We start from the raw sequence: 16,140 nt of genomic DNA on the forward strand, positions 1-16,140 counted from the left end.
CGACAAAGGCCCGAAGGGTACGCCATCACCCTCGCGGAGGCGAGCCACCGGCCTCGAACGAATCCGCGCGTCGAGGCCGAGGGCTTCGGCCGGAACGGATTCTCGGCGCTACACTCAGATTGCGAAACAGGGGCCGCGCACCGTCGACGACGCTCTTCGGGGATTGGCGCGAGCCGGATCTTTTCCAGCGGACCCGGACCGCCACGGGTACCGCCAAGGGGTATGAGCATGCTGATCGGAGTCACGCGCGAGATCAAAGCACACGAGCACCGCGTCGGCCTCACGCCTGAGGCGGTGGCCGAGGCCGTGCATCGGGGCCATCAGGTGCTGGTCGAGACCGCCGCGGGAAATGGGATAGGCGCGACCGACGAGGTCTACCGAGCCGCGGGTGCGCAGGTCTGCGCGACGGCCGAGGAGGTCTTTGCCCGGGCCGACCTGTTGGTCAAGGTCAAAGAGCTCCAAGCGCAAGAGCGGGTCTGGTTGCGGCCGGGGCAGGTCCTGTTCTCGTATCTGCATCTTGCGCCGGATCCGGAGCAAACGCGCGATTTGGTCGCCTCCGGCGCGGTCTGTATCGCCTACGAGACGGTCACCGACGCACTCGGCGGCCTGCCGCTCCTGCGGCCGATGAGTCAGGTCGCGGGACGATTTGCGATCCAGGCCGGCGCGACGGCTTTGGAGGCCGTGCACGGCGGGCGGGGTGTGCTGCTCGGCGGTGTTCCCGGGGTGGCGCCAGGTCGGGTGCTGATCCTGGGCGGCGGGGTGGTCGGTTTCAACGCCGCGCAGATGGCGGTGGGCTTGCAGGCGGACGTGACCATCCTGGATCGCAATCCGGCGGTGCTCGACCGCTTGGCGGCACACTTCGAGTCGCGCGCGCGGGTGATCCACTCCAATCGGGCGACGCTGAACAGCGCGCTCCGGGAGGCGGATCTGGTGATCGGTGCTGTCCTGATTCCGGGAGCGACGGCGCCGCACATCGTGACCCGTGCGATGCTCGGCGACATGCGCCGCGGGGCCGTCATGGTCGATGTCTCGATCGATCAAGGGGGCTGTTTCGAGACCTCGCGTCCGACGACGCATGACCAGCCGACCTATGTCGTGGACGGGATCCTCCACTACTGTGTTGCCAACATCCCCGGCGCGGTGCCGCATACCTCCACCTACGCCTTGAACAACGCGACGCTCCCCTACGTGCTCGCGTTGGCCGACCAAGGGTGGCGTGGGGCCCTGAAGGATGATCCGCATCTGCGCAACGGGCTCAACGTGTGCGAGGGTCAGGTGGTCCATCCGGCCGTGGCCGATGCGTTGGGCTATCGCGTGGTTTCGCCCGCCGATCTGCTTTGAGCCGATCCCGCGAGGCCTGAGCGCCGGTCATCGGCAGGCTCGAGCACCGGGTCTCGTTTCCCGATGACGCTGGCTCGGCGGGCGTCGGATAGGTCCGGGCGGGTGTCTTGCAGACCCCTGGTGTCCCGAGTATCGTCGAGCGGTGAAGCATCTCAGGGCTCGGCGCTGTGTTCCTCCAAGCTCCGGCGCCCGTCGGTCTGTTTCCCTTGCGTAAGCAGCAGCGGTATCGGCGTGCTCCCTTCGCCCCGAGCATCGCGTGCGCGAGCCCATCCCCGAAGGCCCTCCGGTCGACGGATCCGAGGACCTCGGCGTTTGTTAAACCGTATAAGGAGATCATCGATGTTGCCTGACACTACGTCTCTTCGGCTTCCCCGCGCGACGGTTGCGCTCTCGGTCCTGCTCCTGACCATCGGAGTCGCCTCCTCGTTCGATGCGTCCGCACGCTTCGGTGGGGGCGGATTCGATCGAGGCGGCTATCACTTCGAGGGCGGTGGCCTGGATGCGGGTTATCGCGGCTTTCACCCGATGTACGGGGAGAACGTGCGTCCACATTGGAGCAGCACGGAGAAGAGCTTCGACGGTAATCGCCTCGATCACGATACCTTCAATACCAACATCAACGTCGAGAAGAACTTCTACAACCGGCCCTACAACGGTTTCCATCCCAACTGGGCGAACGGGGGCTATTGGCACAGTCGTCCCTGGAATACCGGGTGGTATCACTGGGCGCCCGACACCTGGGGCTGGTGGGGCACAAGTGCAGCGGCTTGGGGTCTGGCAGGACTGGCGACCGGCGTGGCCATCACCGAGCTGGTGAACACCGCATCGTCGAGTCAGTCCACCGTCATCGTCGTACCGCAGAGCGACTATCAGCTCAACTACGGCTCGGTGGACGCGGTCGGCACACAAGGCGCGAGCTTCAATTACACCCTCTCAGGAGGCGCCACCCTGCATGGAGCTGCGAACTGTCGTCAGGGATTGCTCAACGGTCAGCCCCCGCAGTCGGCTGCCGACGCACAGCTTCTGAATGCGGTTTGCCAGGTGGCTTACGGCTCCGCGGGCTGATTGACCGCTGATTGACCGCTGATTGACCGAGAGTTGCAGCCCCGCGGATCGCGGGGCTCTCGCCGGTCGGGATCCGACCGGGCGCGCGCATCGAGTGAGGCGCGGTGATGATCCGATACGTCGAGGCCCCGGTCGGACAGCGCGGTCGGACAGGGGGCTCATCGGTTTAGGACAGAGGCTATCGGATCGCGACGCCGCGTCGGGTGTGCCTTGCGCACGTCCGTCCGATCGATTCCCTCAGGCCCTGGCCTCGCTGACGCGCTTGGACAGGATGGCGCCGCGCATTCCGATGAGCACGAGGGTGCTGGCGAGGAAGGCGGCCACGGCGGTGCCGATCATCATGGCCATCGGTTTGTCTTGCGCGTTGGCGATGCCGAAGGTCTCCCCGATCGGGGCAAGGATGGCGACATTCTCCGGGGCGGCAATGATATAGGTGCAGAAGGCCAGGAAGGCACCGAAGAAGACGAATTTCCAATCCATGTGCAGTCCGGCGAGCAGCGTCGCGAGGCCGAGCAGGTAGAGCAGCACCAGCAGGTATTTCTGGTCGTCGAGCGCGGCGCGCACGCCGTGCGTGTGCAGCAGCCACAGCAGACCGATCACGATCCCCCAATGCAGGACCTGCTTCAAGGTGTAGAACAAGTAGGATTGATCGCGGACGTAGGCCTGTCCGAAGCCGGAGAGCAAGGAGATGAAGGCAACAACCGGGACGAAGGTCTCCCAGTAGGGTATGGTTCCGGTCGCATCGTCGCGGGTGAGTGCGATCAGAACGATGGCGGCGACATAGAGAATCACCGACGGCAAGAGAGCCATCATCAGCGAGCCTTGGTCGGTACTTTTGGTCTTTTTCGCTGTCTCCGTCGAGGCAGCGTCTTTGGATTTGAACATAGGGAACCCTCCTTTCGGGTTAGTGGGCGAGTGATCGACGCATCCCCGGGAGAGGAGTTCCGTCGAATTTGTCAAGCAACCGGATATTAACCCTTACTTTCGATGAGTGTTAAGGGAATTTCAGCAAGAATTTTCGACTGCGCCGGACGATTTCGGCTTTCTCCGAGTGCGAGCGTCGGTGACTGGGCTGCGTCGCCGCGCGCGCGGTTGAGCCTTCCGGTCCTCTGCGGCCTCGTGCTTCTGCTTGTCGGCGGCTGTGCCTCCGCGCCGCCTCCGCCGTCCAAACCGCTCGACGCCTGCGCCATCTTCAAAGAGCGCCCGAGCTGGTATAAGGCGACCAAGAAGGCCGAGCGTAAATGGGGAACGCCGATTGCCGTTCAGTTGGCCATCATCCAGGCCGAGTCGAGCTTCCGGCACGACGCCCGGCCGCCGGGACGCGTGTCCAGCGCCTATGGTTACTCCCAGGCGATCGACGGGACTTGGGACTGGTACCGGGAGCAGACGGGCAATCGGCGTGCGAAGCGCACCAACTTCGACCATGCCGTCGACTTCGTCGGCTGGTACACGGATGTCACCCACCGCACGCTCGGCATCTCCAAATGGGACGGCTACCGTCAGTACCTCGCTTACCACGAGGGCCATCGCGGCTTCCAGCGCGGGACCTATCGAAACAAAGCCTGGCTGGTGCGTGTCGCGCGCCGTGTGGATCAGCAAGCAAAGACCTACGGTGCGCAGCTGCGCTCCTGTCGTCGCTGAGCGGGTCCCTTTACCTCGGGCGGATCGCGCACTAGAGTTGTTCTGATCCACCGGTGTCGGTGACCACAGGAGTGTCGTCATGCTCGGTTCCTCGCGTCGCTTGCCTGCGGGTCTGTTGGCGGGTCTGTTGGCGGGTCTATTGGCCGTGTCCTTGGCGACGGGTTGGCCGACGGCCAGCGAAGCGGTCGAAGCGGCCGAGCGCAGTATCCTCCTGACCCCGGGCATGGACTACTTCGGCGGGGATTACGAGACCCTGAAAGGGGTCGATCTCGAAGCCTGTCGCGACGCCTGTCTCGCGGACACCCGCTGCCTTGCCTTCACCTTCAACAGCAAGGCGGGTTGGTGTTTCCTCAAGGAGTCCGCCTCGGACGCGCGTCCCTTCCCGGATGCCGTCTCCGGCCGCGTTCGGATCGGTCAGGCGAGCGTGTCGGCCCCGGATCGTGCCGCCACCCGCAGTGCGGAGCTGCGCTTCCTGCCGCGCGGCGAGCTGGATGCCGCCCGAAAGCTCGCGGCGCGCATCGCCGAGGCCCCGCCCCGCGATCAGCCGCCCGCGTCTTTGGCCGCGGAGGCCGCGCGGGCTGCTGCGAACAACCCGGAGCGCGCGGCGGACCTCTACGCCGCAGCCCTGCGACTTGCCCCCGACGACCGCAGCCTTTGGCTTGAGTTCGCCCGCACGGCAATGGCGGCTTCGCCCTCCGATTGGCAGACGCGGCAATCCTTCAAGCGGGATGCGACCGGGGCGGCCGTCAACGCCTATTGGCGCTCCGCAACGGTTGCCGAGCGCGCCGATGCCTTGGTGGTCCTATCCCGGACCCTCGCGGAGCGCGACGACTGGCGCCCCGCGATCCGTTCGCTGCGCGCCTCGCTCGCGTTGGTCGAGGACGCATCCGTTCGCGACGACTACGACCAGATGATCGGGGAGCACGGTTTCCGCGTCACCGGACACGAGGTCGACTCGGACGCCGCGAGTCCCCGCATCTGTCTGCAATTCAGCGACCCGCTGGCCCGCGATCGCGGCCAGCTCGCCGATTTCGTACGCGTGACCGATCGCACCGATTTGCCGATCGAGGTCGAGGCCCGCCAGATCTGTATCGACGGGGTCGAGCACGGCGGGCGCTACCGCATCCAGGTTCGCGCCGGGCTCCCGGCGGCGGACGGCGAGACGCTCGCCAAGGCGTCGGATCTGGAGATCTTCGTGCGCGACCGCGCGCCCATGGTTCGCTTCCTCGGGCGTGCCTACGTGCTGCCCGCGGGCGGCGATCCGGCGATCCCGGTCGTCTCGGTGAACACGGATCGGATCGACGCGGCGGTCTATCGTATCGGCGACCGCGCCTTGGGCTCCGCGGTCGCGAGCGGCCGATTCCGTCAGCAGCTCTCGACCTGGGACGCCAATCAGATCGCCGAGCGCTCCGGGGAGGCGATCTGGAGCGGCCACATCGAGGTCAAACCCCCTGCCGACACCCGGCTCAATCGCGAGGTTACGACCTCGGTCCCGGTCGGCGATCTGGTCGAGGACCTGCGGCCCGGCGTCTACGCCATGACCGCCACGCCCCACAACGCCATGCAGGAGCCGGAGGCGCTTGCGACCCAGTGGTTCCTCGTCTCGGATCTCGGGCTTGCGAGCTTCTCGGGCAACGACGGCCTTCATGCCCTGGTGCGCTCGCTTTCGAGCGCGGACGCTGTCGGCGGCGCGACGCTGCGCCTGGTCGCGCTCAACGACGACATTCTGGGCGAGGCGACCACAGATGCCGAGGGTCATGCCCGCTTCGAGCCGGGCCTGCTGAGGGGCTCCGGCGGCAATGCCCCCGCCATCCTGGTCGCCGAGGGTCCGGATGGCGACTATGGCTTTCTCGACCTCACACAGACCCCTTTCGATCTGAGCGATCGGGGTGTCACGGGTCGGCCCGCGCCCCAGCCGCTCGATGTCTATCTGGTCACCGAGCGCGGCGCCTATCGCCCCGGCGAGACCGTCCAGCTGACCGCCCTGGTGCGCGATGCCAAGGCCGACGCCGTCTCGGATGTGCCGATCACCTTCATCTTCAAACGCCCGGACGGGGTCGAGCACGGCCGTCTCCTAACGCAGGATCAGGGACTCGGCGGCTATCGGGCGACGCTGAACTTAAGCCGCACCGCCATGCGCGGCACCTGGCGCGCGGCGACCTACAGCGACCCCAAGGCCCCGCCCTTGGCCGAGGTCACCTTCCTGGTCGAGGACTTCGAGCCCGAGCGCCTCGCCTTCGATCTGGAGAGCCCGGTCAAGACGCTGGACCCAGACGACCTTCCCGAGATCGCCCTGGACGCCCGCTTCCTCTTCGGTGCACCCGCTGCGGGTGTCGCCGTCGAGGGCGAGGTCCAGGTCAAGCCCGCGCAGGGCCTCGCCGCGTTTCCCGGTTTCCGATTCGGCTTGGCGAGCGAGCCGGTCGAGCCGGTCGGCCAGCCGCTCGCAACCACCCGCACCGACGACCAAGGCAAGGCCGAGATCGCCCTGCAACTGCCCGATCTCCCGCCGACCAGCCGACCGCTCGAAGCGGATCTGCGCGTGCGTTTGGTCGAGGGCAGCGGGCGCCCGGTCGAGCGCAGCCTGACCCTGCCGATCGCCACCCGCCAGCCTCGCATCGGCGTGAAGCCCTTGTTCGAGGACGCGGTGGAGGAGGGCGGCAACGCCGGGTTCGAGATCATCCTGATCGATCCCGCCGGCGATCCAAACGGCCAGCGCCAGCCCCCCGAGGGGTTACGCTGGACACTCTCGCGCCTGACCACCGATTTCCAATGGTACGCGTCCGACGGAAGCTGGAACTACGAGTCGGTCGTCTCGACCCAACGCGTCGCCTCCGGCACCCTGGAGCCGGGTCAGATCGACGCCGCGACCGGTGCTGCGCGGATCGAGGCGCGGGTTGAGTGGGGCGGCTATCGTCTGCGGGTCGAAGGCCCGGACGGGACGGCCTTGCCCGTGGATCTCGACTTCGAAGCCGGCTGGTACGTCGCACCGCGCGCCGTCGACACCCCGGATCTGCTCAAGGTCTCGCTCGACAAGGCCGAATATCGGATCGGCGAGACGCTCAAGGCGCGCATCGAGCCGCGCTTCCCGGGCGTGGCCCTGGTGATGGTCATCGATGATCGCCTGATCGAGATGCGCACGGTCGAGGTCCCCGAGGGCGGTGCGACCGTCGAGCTGCCCGTCACCCGCGCCTGGGGGCCGGGCGCCTATGTGACGGCCACGCTCTATCGGCCGATGGATCTGGAGGCCCGGCGCATGCCCGGACGCGCGATCGGGCTGACCTGGGCCGGGGTGGATCCGGGCGATCGCCGGCTCGACGTGACGCTCGGTCTTGATCCGACCGCGGGCGTCATCCGGCCGCGCCAACGGCTTGAACTCCCCATCCAGGTCGCGAGTGCTCCGGCCGGCGAGCCGGTCTATGTGACCCTCGCCGCCGTCGATCTCGGGATCCTGAACCTCACCCGCTATCAATCGCCCGCGCCGGACCGCTGGTACTTCGGTCAGCGCCGTCTCGGGATGGAGGTCCGCGACCTCTACGGCCAGCTTATCGACCGCATGCAGGGCGTGCCCGGCGTGGTGCGCTCCGGCGGCGACGGCGCCATGATCCGCCTCGAAGGCCCGCCGCCCACCGAGGATCTGGTCGCCTTCCAGTCCGAGATCATCCGTCTCGACGCGCAAGGCCGGGCGACGGTCGCCTTCGACATCCCGGACTTCAACGGCACCCTGCGGGTCATGGCGATGGCCTGGTCCCAGCAAGGCGTTGGCCACGCGGTCGAGGATGTCCTGGTGCGCGATCCGGTCGTCATGATGGCGAGCCTGCCGCGTTTCCTCGCGCCCGAGGACCGCTCGCGCCTGCTGCTGGAGCTGACTCACGTCGACGGACCGGCGGGCGAGATCACCCTGACGGTCGCCACCGGCGGTGAGCATGTGCGTATTCCCGCCGACCAGACCGAACGCACGCTGAGCCTGGCGCAGGGCGGACGCGACGCCGTACAGATCCCCCTCGAAGCGATTTCGGTCGGCGACGAGACCATGAGCCTGGTCCTGCGCACGCCCAACGGCCAATCGCTGACCAAGACCCTGCGGATCCCGGTCCGCTCCAACGCTCCATTGCTCTCGCGCAACTCGGTCGTGGATCTAGCCCCGGGTGGTGAGCTGCGTCTCGACGCCTCGGTCTGGTCGGAGATGCTCCCCGGCACCGGAGCGCTCGCCGTCTCCATCACGGGCGCCGGGCCGCTGGACGTCGCCGGCCTGGTCACGCGTCTGGATCTCTACCCCTACGGATGCACCGAGCAGCTCACCAGCCGAGCACTGCCGATGCTCTATCTCAACGAGGTCGCGTCCGCCATCGGTCTTGGGACCGACGCCGAGATTCGCGAGCGCGTCCGCGAGGCGATCGGCGAGGTGCTGGCCAACCAAGCGTCGAACGGGAGCTTCGGACTCTGGGTTACGGGCGGAGACGACGGCTGGCTCGACGCCTATGTCGCGGACTTCCTCACCCGTGCACGCGAGCAAGGCTACAGCGTGCCGGATCGCGCCTTCGACATGGCCCTCGACAACCTGCGCAACCGACTCGCCTATGTGCCGGACTTCAGCAGCGGCGGCGAGGACATCGCCTATGCGCTCTACGTCCTCGCCCGCAACGGCCGCGCCGCCATCGGCGATCTGCGCTACTACGCCGAGACCAAGCTCGACGCCTTCTCCACACCCATGGCCAAGGCCCAGCTCGGCGCGGCGCTGGCCCTGATGGGCGACCGCCCGCGTGCCGATACCGTCTTCCGTGTCGCGGTCGAGATGCTGGAGCGTGGCGACGACGACGGCGCTTGGCGCGCCGACTTCGGCTCCGGGCTGCGCGACGGCGCGGCCGTCCTGACCCTGGCCGCCGAGAGCGCGACCCGCGCAGTCGACTTGCAGGCCCTCGCCCGACGTCTGGAACGGGCTTGGGTCAACGCGAACGACACCAGCACACAGGATGACGCCTGGCTGCTGCTCGCCGCCCATGCCCTGATGCAGGGTGCCGACAAACCGCAACTGACAGTCTCGGGCGAGTCCTGGAGCGGTCCCTGGTTCAGCCGCCTCGGTGCCGACACCGCCGTCGCACTGCCGCTGATCGTCGGGAACGCGGGCCAACGCCCGCTGGAGGCACTGGTCAGCGTCGGCGGCATCCCGCAGACACCCGAGCCCGCCGGCGGCGACGGCTACCGCATCGAGCGCGCCTACTACGACCTGGACGGACGCCGCATCGACCCCTCCGCCGTCACCCAAGGCGATCGCATGGTCGCCGTCATCACCGTCGGCGCCGACACCCAGCGCCAAGCCCGACTCCTCGTCGACGACCCGCTCCCCGCCGGCTTCGAGATCGATAATCCAAGCCTCGTCAAGGCCGGCGACATCGCCGACATCGCCTGGCTGGGCCTGGAGGAGACCGCCGAGCATCTCGAGTTCCGCGCCGACCGCTTCGTCGCCGCCGTCGACCGAGGCCCGCGCGCGCCGACCCGGTTCCAGCTCGCCTATCGGCTGCGCGCCGTCTCGCCGGGCGTCTTCAGCCACCCCGCCGCGACGGTCGAGGATATGTACCGCCCGCAACGGCGGGCTTGGACGGACACGGGGAGGGTGGAGGTTGTGCTGCCGCCCGTGCGCTGAGCGGGCGTGCACCGACGATCACAGCACCGGCCCAAGCCCGTAGGGTGGACGAGCGCGAGCGAAGTCCACCGAGTTTGGCGCCGGCGCTGCTGGACAGCGCTACGCGTGTCCATACGACCCGATGCCGCCCCGGGGCTTTTCTTCGCCGACCATCGCCCGATACTGCTCCAAGGGCCGTCGTCTTCCGGCGAGCGAACCATGCGCGCACGGACCGGGCTCAGCACCGCCTACCGCGTGAATCTTGAAGCCTGTCGAGCCTATTGAGCCTATCGCGCGATCCTCGTGAACGCCGCCGAGGCCATGGCCGCCGAGTCGCAGCGCTGAATGGCACGTCGCCACAACAGGAGTGATAACGATGGAGTTCTTCGCCACCGCCCGCCTCGTCGCGTCCCCGGATCAGGTACGCCACCGGATCACGGGGCCCCGCCTGGCAGAGTGCTGCGGCGCGATCGATCGGGTGCTGGACTGGCGGGAGGATCTCGATGTGGGCGAGATCTACTGCCTTTGGGGCCAGTTCGAGGTACGGCGCGAGCCGATCCGCGACGGCGTGCGATTCACCCTCCCCGGCTGCCCGAATGCGCTGGCTTGGACGGTGACGGCGGAGCCGGAGGGGAAGGGTGTGCTCGTGCATTGCACCATCAACCGGACCGAGCACGAGCCGGACTTCATCGAGTCGATCGAGACGTTCGTCGAGGATTGGCGAATTGGGCTGGAGCTTTCGGATGTTCCGGCCGTCGAGTCACTTTCACGGCCGTCGAGCACATCGCCCCGCGGCTCGCCACCCGACGACCCGCACGCCGCCGTGTACGGCGATTACGAATTGGTGCCCGGCGTCGGGCCGGATGCTTGCGGGTCAGGATTGAGGTGAGGGGTGCCGATCCGGCCCGGTTCCAAGAGGGCCGGGGTCGCGGGTCTGACAAGGCGAGAAACCATGCGCCCCGGGGGCCGCATAGTCTCTCCGGTGAGACGCTGATTCAATCAGTTGAGGATCGCGACACGCCCCTGAAAAACGGCCTCGTAGTAGGCACTGGTTTCGAGCAGATCCATCACCCGCGGATCAACAAGGGCATTGGCGATCTGCGCAAACTCGATGCTGTCGAACTCACCGTTGCGAGTCACAACGCCTTCATGCAGCTTTGCGAGCAAGTGCTCTGCCTCAAGTTCTGCGGTGATTCGGCGCTGTTGCTCGTACCAGTCATGGCCGGCCTGTGTAGCGAAGGTTCGGTCATGCGCGACACTGCGATCGAGATCGAGTGCCAGCGGGTTGGTGTCCGACATCACTACGGGAGAGGCGATGAGGGTCGCGATCAGGATCAAGAGTTTGGATTTCATGAGCTTTTACTCGGCCATAAAATAAGTTAATGCTAATATACTGATTAGCAGAAGCTGAGTCAAGGAGTCGGAAAACCTGCCATCAAGATGGTCGCTTAGGTGCCGGTGCCCCAGTCGGTCGCCGGGAGGCGCGGTCAGGTTCTGTCTTGTGCCTCGCCGGCACGCTCCGGTGCATCTCAAGCCGCAGCAGTCTTGCTATCACGATTCCGTTGCCGCGATCCTCGGGCCGAGTGTTGGCCGGATCGATCAACGAGGCCGATCGGTGCATCCCGCCGGGCGCTCATCCGGATCCGGCTCGCCCTGCACCCCGGCGTGGATCAAGACCCAGGTCTCTTCCCCGCCCAGGCGCCAGACCTTGACCAGCTTGTCGACATAGCGGCGACCGACCACCGCACGGCGTGTGACCTTCTCCGCCGGAGCGCACCGGCGTAAGGGAGTCAGCGGGAGAACTTCGATGCCCTACGGATGCCCGAAGTTCCTGGAAGTTCCTGTGGCCCCGATGACCCTGAGCCCGACGGGGGATTCAGGGTTTCAGGTGTTTGGGATCAGCCAGTTTTCGATGATGACGCCGGGATATCTGGCGAAGTCTTGCGTGTTGTTTGTGATGAGCGTGACGTTGAGCGACTGTGCATGAGCCGCAATCAGCTTGTCGAGAGCGTCCTTCCGGCTGTCGCGTGTCGCGAGTCTGACAGACGCATAGGCTCGGCCGGCTGCCCCATCGAAGGGTGAAACCGGGATGTCTTGAATCAGACTGTCCAGACAACCGCGTTCCTTTTCCGGATGGGCCGCTACCGCGGCGCCATATTCCAGCTCGGCGAAGGTGATCGCGGACATCACGACATCGCCGACATGACATTGGGCAAAGCGTTGAGCGACGATCTCGGGCTGATGCCTGATCAGATCGATACACATGTTGGTATCGAGCACCAGGAATACGGATATTCTTTTTCGTCAATGTGTTTGTGGTCGCTTTTTCCGCGTTCGTTGTCGTATCCGACCAGTTTTTATCATCATGTCTGCGATGTGGATCACCTGCGCGCCTGCTTCGACGCACTGCCCGCGGATCGGGCAGTGGGGATTGATGCCATCACGAAGGAGCGCTACGGAGCGAACCTGGAGGAGAATTTCGAGGTGCTCTTGAGCAGGCTGAGGAACATGGGCTACCGGCCGCAACCGAAGCGGCGCACCTATATTCCCAAGCCAGGAAGCGAGAAAGGGCGACCGCTGGCCATCAGCTGTTTTGAAGACAAGCTGGTGGAACTGGCGATCAAACGGGTTCTGGAGCCCCTCTACGAGGTGCAGTTCGAGGACAGCAGCTACGGCTGTGAGGGCTGGCATCCTGTGGCTACGACTCGACTATCGAGGCACCGCCAAACGAAAGGGGCGGAAATAGCTAGGCCGGATCTACGGACGCAGGATGCCTGCTCTCTACTCTACCCGTTTACTTGCGTCACCGCGCGAAGTGACGTGATAGAGTGCACCGGCAAACTTTCCCCCGTGACCCACACCGGCAAACTCAAGTCGCAAGGATCTGACAATGACTCCAAAAATAGCTTAGAAAGGGCAGGGTCATGAACCCGATGCTCCGACCCCGATGCTCCCATTGATTGATTCGACCCTTTTCCACGAAAATGAGCGAGAATAAAACTGTTCCCTTATTTACTGGTCAACGAGTAGATGCTTTCGAGGGCTCGTCTTCCGAAGGTGTGACCCCGAATCCCGTTGATCATGATATTGACCCTGAGACAGAGAAGGCCGTCCAACGCTTTCTCGCCTTGATCTCCGAGCGCTACGACATGGTCGGAGCCATCATCTTCGGCAGCCGGGCGCGGGGAACTCACCGTCCCGACAGCGATGCGGATGTCGCGGTGCTCCTGCGCGGCGAACACCTGCGCTTCCTTACTACGAAGCTGGCCATGGCCGATGTGGCTTTCGATGTGCTTCTGGAAACCGGCATCGCGATCTCGCCATTACCAGTCTGGCTCGACGAATGGGAGCACCCCGAGACCTACTTAAACCCGACTCTGCTGCGGAATATTGCAAGGGAAGGCATCCGGTTGTGAGACATCCACTGACACCAGTCGCCTTGATGGCGAAGGCGGAGCGAGCCGCAGCGTCGGCGCGAGCTTTGCTCGACCTGGGCGATGTGGACGGTGCCTGCAATCGCGCCTACTACGCCATGTTCGACGCGGCCCGGACTGCGCTGCTCGCGTCCGGGGTGCCGCTCGCATCGAACATCGGCCGCACGCACAGGGGGCTCATCAGTGCTTTTGGCAACTATCTCATCAAGAATGGACCCGTTTCAAAGGAAATGGGCCGACTCTTAAATCGTGCCGAGGAACTCCGCCTGGTGGCTGACTACACCGGCGACGCAGTGGAACTAAGCGATGCGCGCGAGATGGTGGAACAGGCGGAAACCTTCGTCGCGGCAATGCGCGCCGAGTTCATGCCCGAGGATTCCGATGACGGAACGATGGGATCAAGCCATGACTATCCTTCGTGACACCCGCTCTGCGGTGTCATGCATGCCCCTGGCGCTCTGCGCCACGTGCCACGATGGCACCGGGTGGCCGCGGGTGGTTACCCACCCGCGGCTCCCACAGATCCGGACGTGCGGGACTACCGCATCCGGCTCCTCGGTTGAGCGCTCGCTGCACGACAACTGTCGCACACCCGATGGACCATTCAGCCCATGTCGCGATCTCCTGTCGTTCTGTTCAGATGGTCAGGTGACTCGATGTTCACGCCATCGTCCCTTCAGAAGGTGTCTCAACCGATCGGCCGCTTCCCTCCCATGGGTCCGCTCGGGTGCGTTCCCCACGCTCAACGGTACTATCAGCCGACTCTGACTGCTCAGTCGCCATCGCGCCGCACTTCGTTGCCTTCGCTTGGCGCTACCTTGCCGTCGGTCCTGTTCGCTCCCGTCGGCCGGACCAGCGCCGTCGGGCCGGGGCGGCTTCTTACGCGGTGCCCGCGCCGCGTCTCGGGCAAGGAGCAACTGAGCGCTCCCAGGTTCCTGGACGACCCGTGCGTACATGCCCTGCTCTTAGACCCCGGCGGAGTCTCGACATCAGGCCGTTACGATGCCGAAACTGTTGCCTTCCGGTGTTCCGAATACGTCGGCTCCGCTGAACTCAGTAACGGGGCTCCATCACACGGCCTGCACGCCCCCTGTGTACGCTTCGCAGGCGGGATCGCTCCCGCACCACACAACACTCGGTTCCGGTGGATGGCCACTCCTTACCGGCTCGGGACTTGCACCCGGTGGGTCGCAAAAAGGAGTTTCCGATTGGCTTATCCGTTCGCTATCTTCCTCTCCTTCCAGGCTTTGCCTGGCGCAACGGAGTTACGAGCAATGCCCCTTTTTTCCGATGTTTCCTGCTCTCGTCCCCTTTTTGCCTTGTCATTGTCCCCGATGTCTCTCTCTCACACGGATCAGGCTGCCTCGCGCGGCTCGACCTCGCGTTCGATCACGTCGCGTAACCTCAGTTCCGAGGTCTTCAGATCGAAACAGGCCTGAAGATTCAGCCACGATTGCGCATCACCGCCGAAGTAGCGCGCGAGCCGCAAAGCAGTATCGGGGGTGATCGCGCGCCGTTCCTTGACGATCTCATGCAGGCGGGTAGCCGGTACGCGCAAAGCTTGCGCCAAGGCGTTGACGCTCATCCCCAGTGGTGTCAGAAAGTCCTCGCGCAGAATCTCACCCGGATGCACTGGCCTGAGGCCATTGATTGGAATCATTCACGGGCGCTGGTGCTGCCTGCCGCTGGCGTTCGCCTTTTACCTGCGCAGGGCGACCCTGGCGCTGCGCAGCGTGCGCATCCGCGGTCGGGCGCTCACCTTCGAGACCAAGTTCACCCAAGCCGTGCGCCTGATCCAGAGCTTCGCCGGGGTCTTTCCGCGGGCGCCGATCCTGGTGGTCATCGACAGCTGGTTCCGCAACAACGGCTTTCTCAAGCCCTTGCGCCGGGCGCTCGGCTCCCGTGCCCATCTGCTCTCGCGCCTGCGCGTGAACGCGGTGCTCCATGGCCTGCCGGTGGCCGTGCCGGGACGCGCCGGACGACCCCGCAAGTACGGTGAGCGTCTGGGCAGTGTCAAGGCCATGCAGGTCGCGCTGCGGGCCACCGCGCGGACCTATTCGCTCAATCTCTTCGGGCGGGTGTGCGACGTGGTGGCCGCCGAGCAGGTGGTGATGCTCAAGACGCTGCGCTGCCAAGTGCGCGTGGTCTGGGTCTACCGGCGCACCCAATGGATCGCGCTGGTGACCACCGACCTGACCCTATCCGTTTCGCAAGTCATTGAAATATATGGCGCGCGTTGGAGAATCGAAGCCGGATTCAGGGAAATCAAGCAGGAGATCGGCAGTGCCCAGACGCAGACCCGCAATCCCGATGCGGTCACCAACCATCTGCACTTCTGTATGGTGGCCACCACCATTACCTGGATCTACGCGGCCAGCTTGGAGCAGGCCCGCGCGCGGCGATACGCCGCCGCGCGACGGACCGAATATGCCTTCGCCGATCTGCGACGATCCCGGCCACGGCACCCGAAATTCCCTCATCGCTACAGTCATGGGGCTGGTCGCCTGAGGAAAACGAGAAACTTCAGTGAGGAAAACGCAGGCGCGAAAAGCTGCGGCCATTCGAGATCGCCGCCCGCTCGATATCGGCGGCTGAATCGATCCAGCCCTTCCCTTCCAGGAACAGCAGCCAAGCCCGCGTGCTCACCTTGCGGCAATTGTCCGGCAACAAAAAGCTGGCACGTGCGATCTTGTGGTCCTCGAACAGGAATACGCCAGTCGTGCCGGGGGCGGACAATGCCAAAGCGTTCATCGCCTCCTGCACCGCGATCTCGCCGAGATTCGCCTTCCGCACCTGGCTAAGGGCCTCGGCCACAGCGTCGCAATAGTGCGCAAACGTCCGGGTCGACTCGATCGGTATCGAACGATCCGCTACCCAGGCCCCGATCTTTGCGCTGGTAGGGGTGTCGTTGCGCGTCACCTCATACAGCACCATGTCCATAATACTTACCGGCCACCCCGGTTTGAGCAGCAGGTCCAAGGCATCTGCATAAGCCAGCGTGATCAGCGGTCCCGCATCGGGCAGCACCACCGGGCTATG

14 protein-coding genes and 1 pseudogene are annotated in these 16,140 nt (G+C 65.3%); 10 read left to right on the forward strand and 5 right to left on the reverse strand.

Annotation, left to right across the window (positions count from 1 at the left end; all coding sequences use genetic code 11):
* The first annotated feature begins 228 nt into the window (after positions 1-228).
* Both ald and BDD21_RS16490 read left to right on the forward strand, forming a co-directional pair.
* Positions 229-1,341, forward strand: coding sequence for an alanine dehydrogenase (gene ald, locus BDD21_RS16485; protein WP_120799974.1), 1,113 nt, complete (start codon positions 229-231; stop codon positions 1,339-1,341).
* A gap of 339 nt (positions 1,342-1,680) precedes the next feature.
* Entirely contained in the window at positions 1,681-2,406 is a 726-nt protein-coding gene (locus BDD21_RS16490; protein WP_120798071.1) for a hypothetical protein, read from the forward strand.
* A 237-nt stretch (positions 2,407-2,643) separates the two neighbouring features.
* Here the strand turns inward: BDD21_RS16490 and BDD21_RS16495 are convergent, their stop codons facing one another.
* Positions 2,644-3,291 carry a hypothetical protein gene (locus BDD21_RS16495; RefSeq protein ID WP_120798072.1) on the reverse strand — a complete coding sequence of 216 codons (648 nt, stop codon included), beginning with the start codon at positions 3,289-3,291 and terminating at the stop codon, positions 2,644-2,646.
* A gap of 207 nt (positions 3,292-3,498) precedes the next feature.
* Between BDD21_RS16495 and BDD21_RS16500 the strand changes: the two genes are divergently transcribed.
* The 4 genes and pseudogenes from BDD21_RS16500 to BDD21_RS16510 form a co-directional block, all read left to right on the forward strand.
* Complete coding sequence (locus tag BDD21_RS16500) at positions 3,499-4,047, forward strand: transglycosylase SLT domain-containing protein (RefSeq protein ID WP_120798073.1); 549 nt, start codon at positions 3,499-3,501, stop codon at positions 4,045-4,047.
* Between the two features lie 79 nt (positions 4,048-4,126).
* Positions 4,127-9,688 (forward strand): alpha-2-macroglobulin family protein, encoded by a 5,562-nt coding sequence (locus BDD21_RS16505; RefSeq protein ID WP_120798074.1) that lies wholly within the window; start codon positions 4,127-4,129, stop codon positions 9,686-9,688.
* Between the two features lie 105 nt (positions 9,689-9,793).
* Complete coding sequence (locus BDD21_RS27895; RefSeq protein WP_170164786.1) at positions 9,794-9,952, forward strand: hypothetical protein; 159 nt, start codon at positions 9,794-9,796, stop codon at positions 9,950-9,952.
* 91 nt (positions 9,953-10,043) lie between these two features.
* A pseudogene (locus BDD21_RS16510) lies at positions 10,044-10,415 on the forward strand (hypothetical protein); the annotation flags it as partial.
* A 251-nt stretch (positions 10,416-10,666) separates the two neighbouring features.
* Here the strand turns inward: BDD21_RS16510 and BDD21_RS27900 are convergent.
* The 3 genes from BDD21_RS27900 to BDD21_RS16520 form a co-directional block, all read right to left on the reverse strand.
* The gene (locus tag BDD21_RS27900; RefSeq protein ID WP_170164787.1) at positions 10,667-11,020 is read right to left on the reverse strand and encodes a hypothetical protein; all 354 of its coding nucleotides are present in this window, start codon (positions 11,018-11,020) and stop codon (positions 10,667-10,669) included.
* Positions 11,021-11,266: 246 nt separating this feature from the next.
* Positions 11,267-11,410 carry a hypothetical protein gene (locus tag BDD21_RS16515; protein ID WP_245969651.1) on the reverse strand — a complete coding sequence of 48 codons (144 nt, stop codon included), beginning with the start codon at positions 11,408-11,410 and terminating at the stop codon, positions 11,267-11,269.
* 141 nt (positions 11,411-11,551) lie between these two features.
* Entirely contained in the window at positions 11,552-11,932 is a 381-nt protein-coding gene (locus tag BDD21_RS16520) for a type II toxin-antitoxin system VapC family toxin (RefSeq protein ID WP_120798075.1), read from the reverse strand.
* Between BDD21_RS16520 and BDD21_RS28320 the strand changes: the two genes are divergently transcribed.
* The 3 genes from BDD21_RS28320 to BDD21_RS16535 are packed head-to-tail and all read left to right on the forward strand — an operon-like array spanning position 11,909 to position 13,523.
* Positions 11,909-12,595 (forward strand): reverse transcriptase family protein, encoded by a 687-nt coding sequence (locus tag BDD21_RS28320; RefSeq protein WP_211335078.1) that lies wholly within the window; start codon positions 11,909-11,911, stop codon positions 12,593-12,595. The genes BDD21_RS16520 and BDD21_RS28320 overlap by 24 nt on opposite strands.
* 56 nt (positions 12,596-12,651) lie before the next feature.
* Positions 12,652-13,083, forward strand: a complete 432-nt coding sequence (locus BDD21_RS16530) for a nucleotidyltransferase domain-containing protein (RefSeq protein WP_120798076.1) — start codon at positions 12,652-12,654, stop codon at positions 13,081-13,083.
* A 26-nt stretch (positions 13,084-13,109) separates the two neighbouring features.
* Positions 13,110-13,523 carry a HEPN domain-containing protein gene (locus tag BDD21_RS16535; RefSeq protein WP_120798077.1) on the forward strand — a complete coding sequence of 138 codons (414 nt, stop codon included), beginning with the start codon at positions 13,110-13,112 and terminating at the stop codon, positions 13,521-13,523.
* 932 nt (positions 13,524-14,455) lie between these two features.
* On the opposite strand, the gene BDD21_RS16540 is transcribed toward BDD21_RS16535, so the two are convergent.
* Positions 14,456-14,761, reverse strand: a complete 306-nt coding sequence (locus BDD21_RS16540) for a HigA family addiction module antitoxin (RefSeq protein ID WP_211335080.1) — start codon at positions 14,759-14,761, stop codon at positions 14,456-14,458.
* Between BDD21_RS16540 and BDD21_RS28710 the strand changes: the two genes are divergently transcribed.
* On the forward strand, positions 14,748-15,902 hold the full coding sequence (locus tag BDD21_RS28710; RefSeq protein WP_245969653.1) for an IS701 family transposase: 1,155 nt from the start codon (positions 14,748-14,750) through the stop codon (positions 15,900-15,902). The two genes, BDD21_RS16540 and BDD21_RS28710, sit on opposite strands and share 14 nt — an antisense overlap.
* Positions 15,903-16,140 lie beyond the last annotated feature (238 nt).

This window comes from Thiocapsa rosea, from assembly GCF_003634315.1.
In the GTDB taxonomy this organism is placed as follows: Bacteria; Pseudomonadota; Gammaproteobacteria; order Chromatiales; family Chromatiaceae; genus Thiocapsa; species Thiocapsa rosea.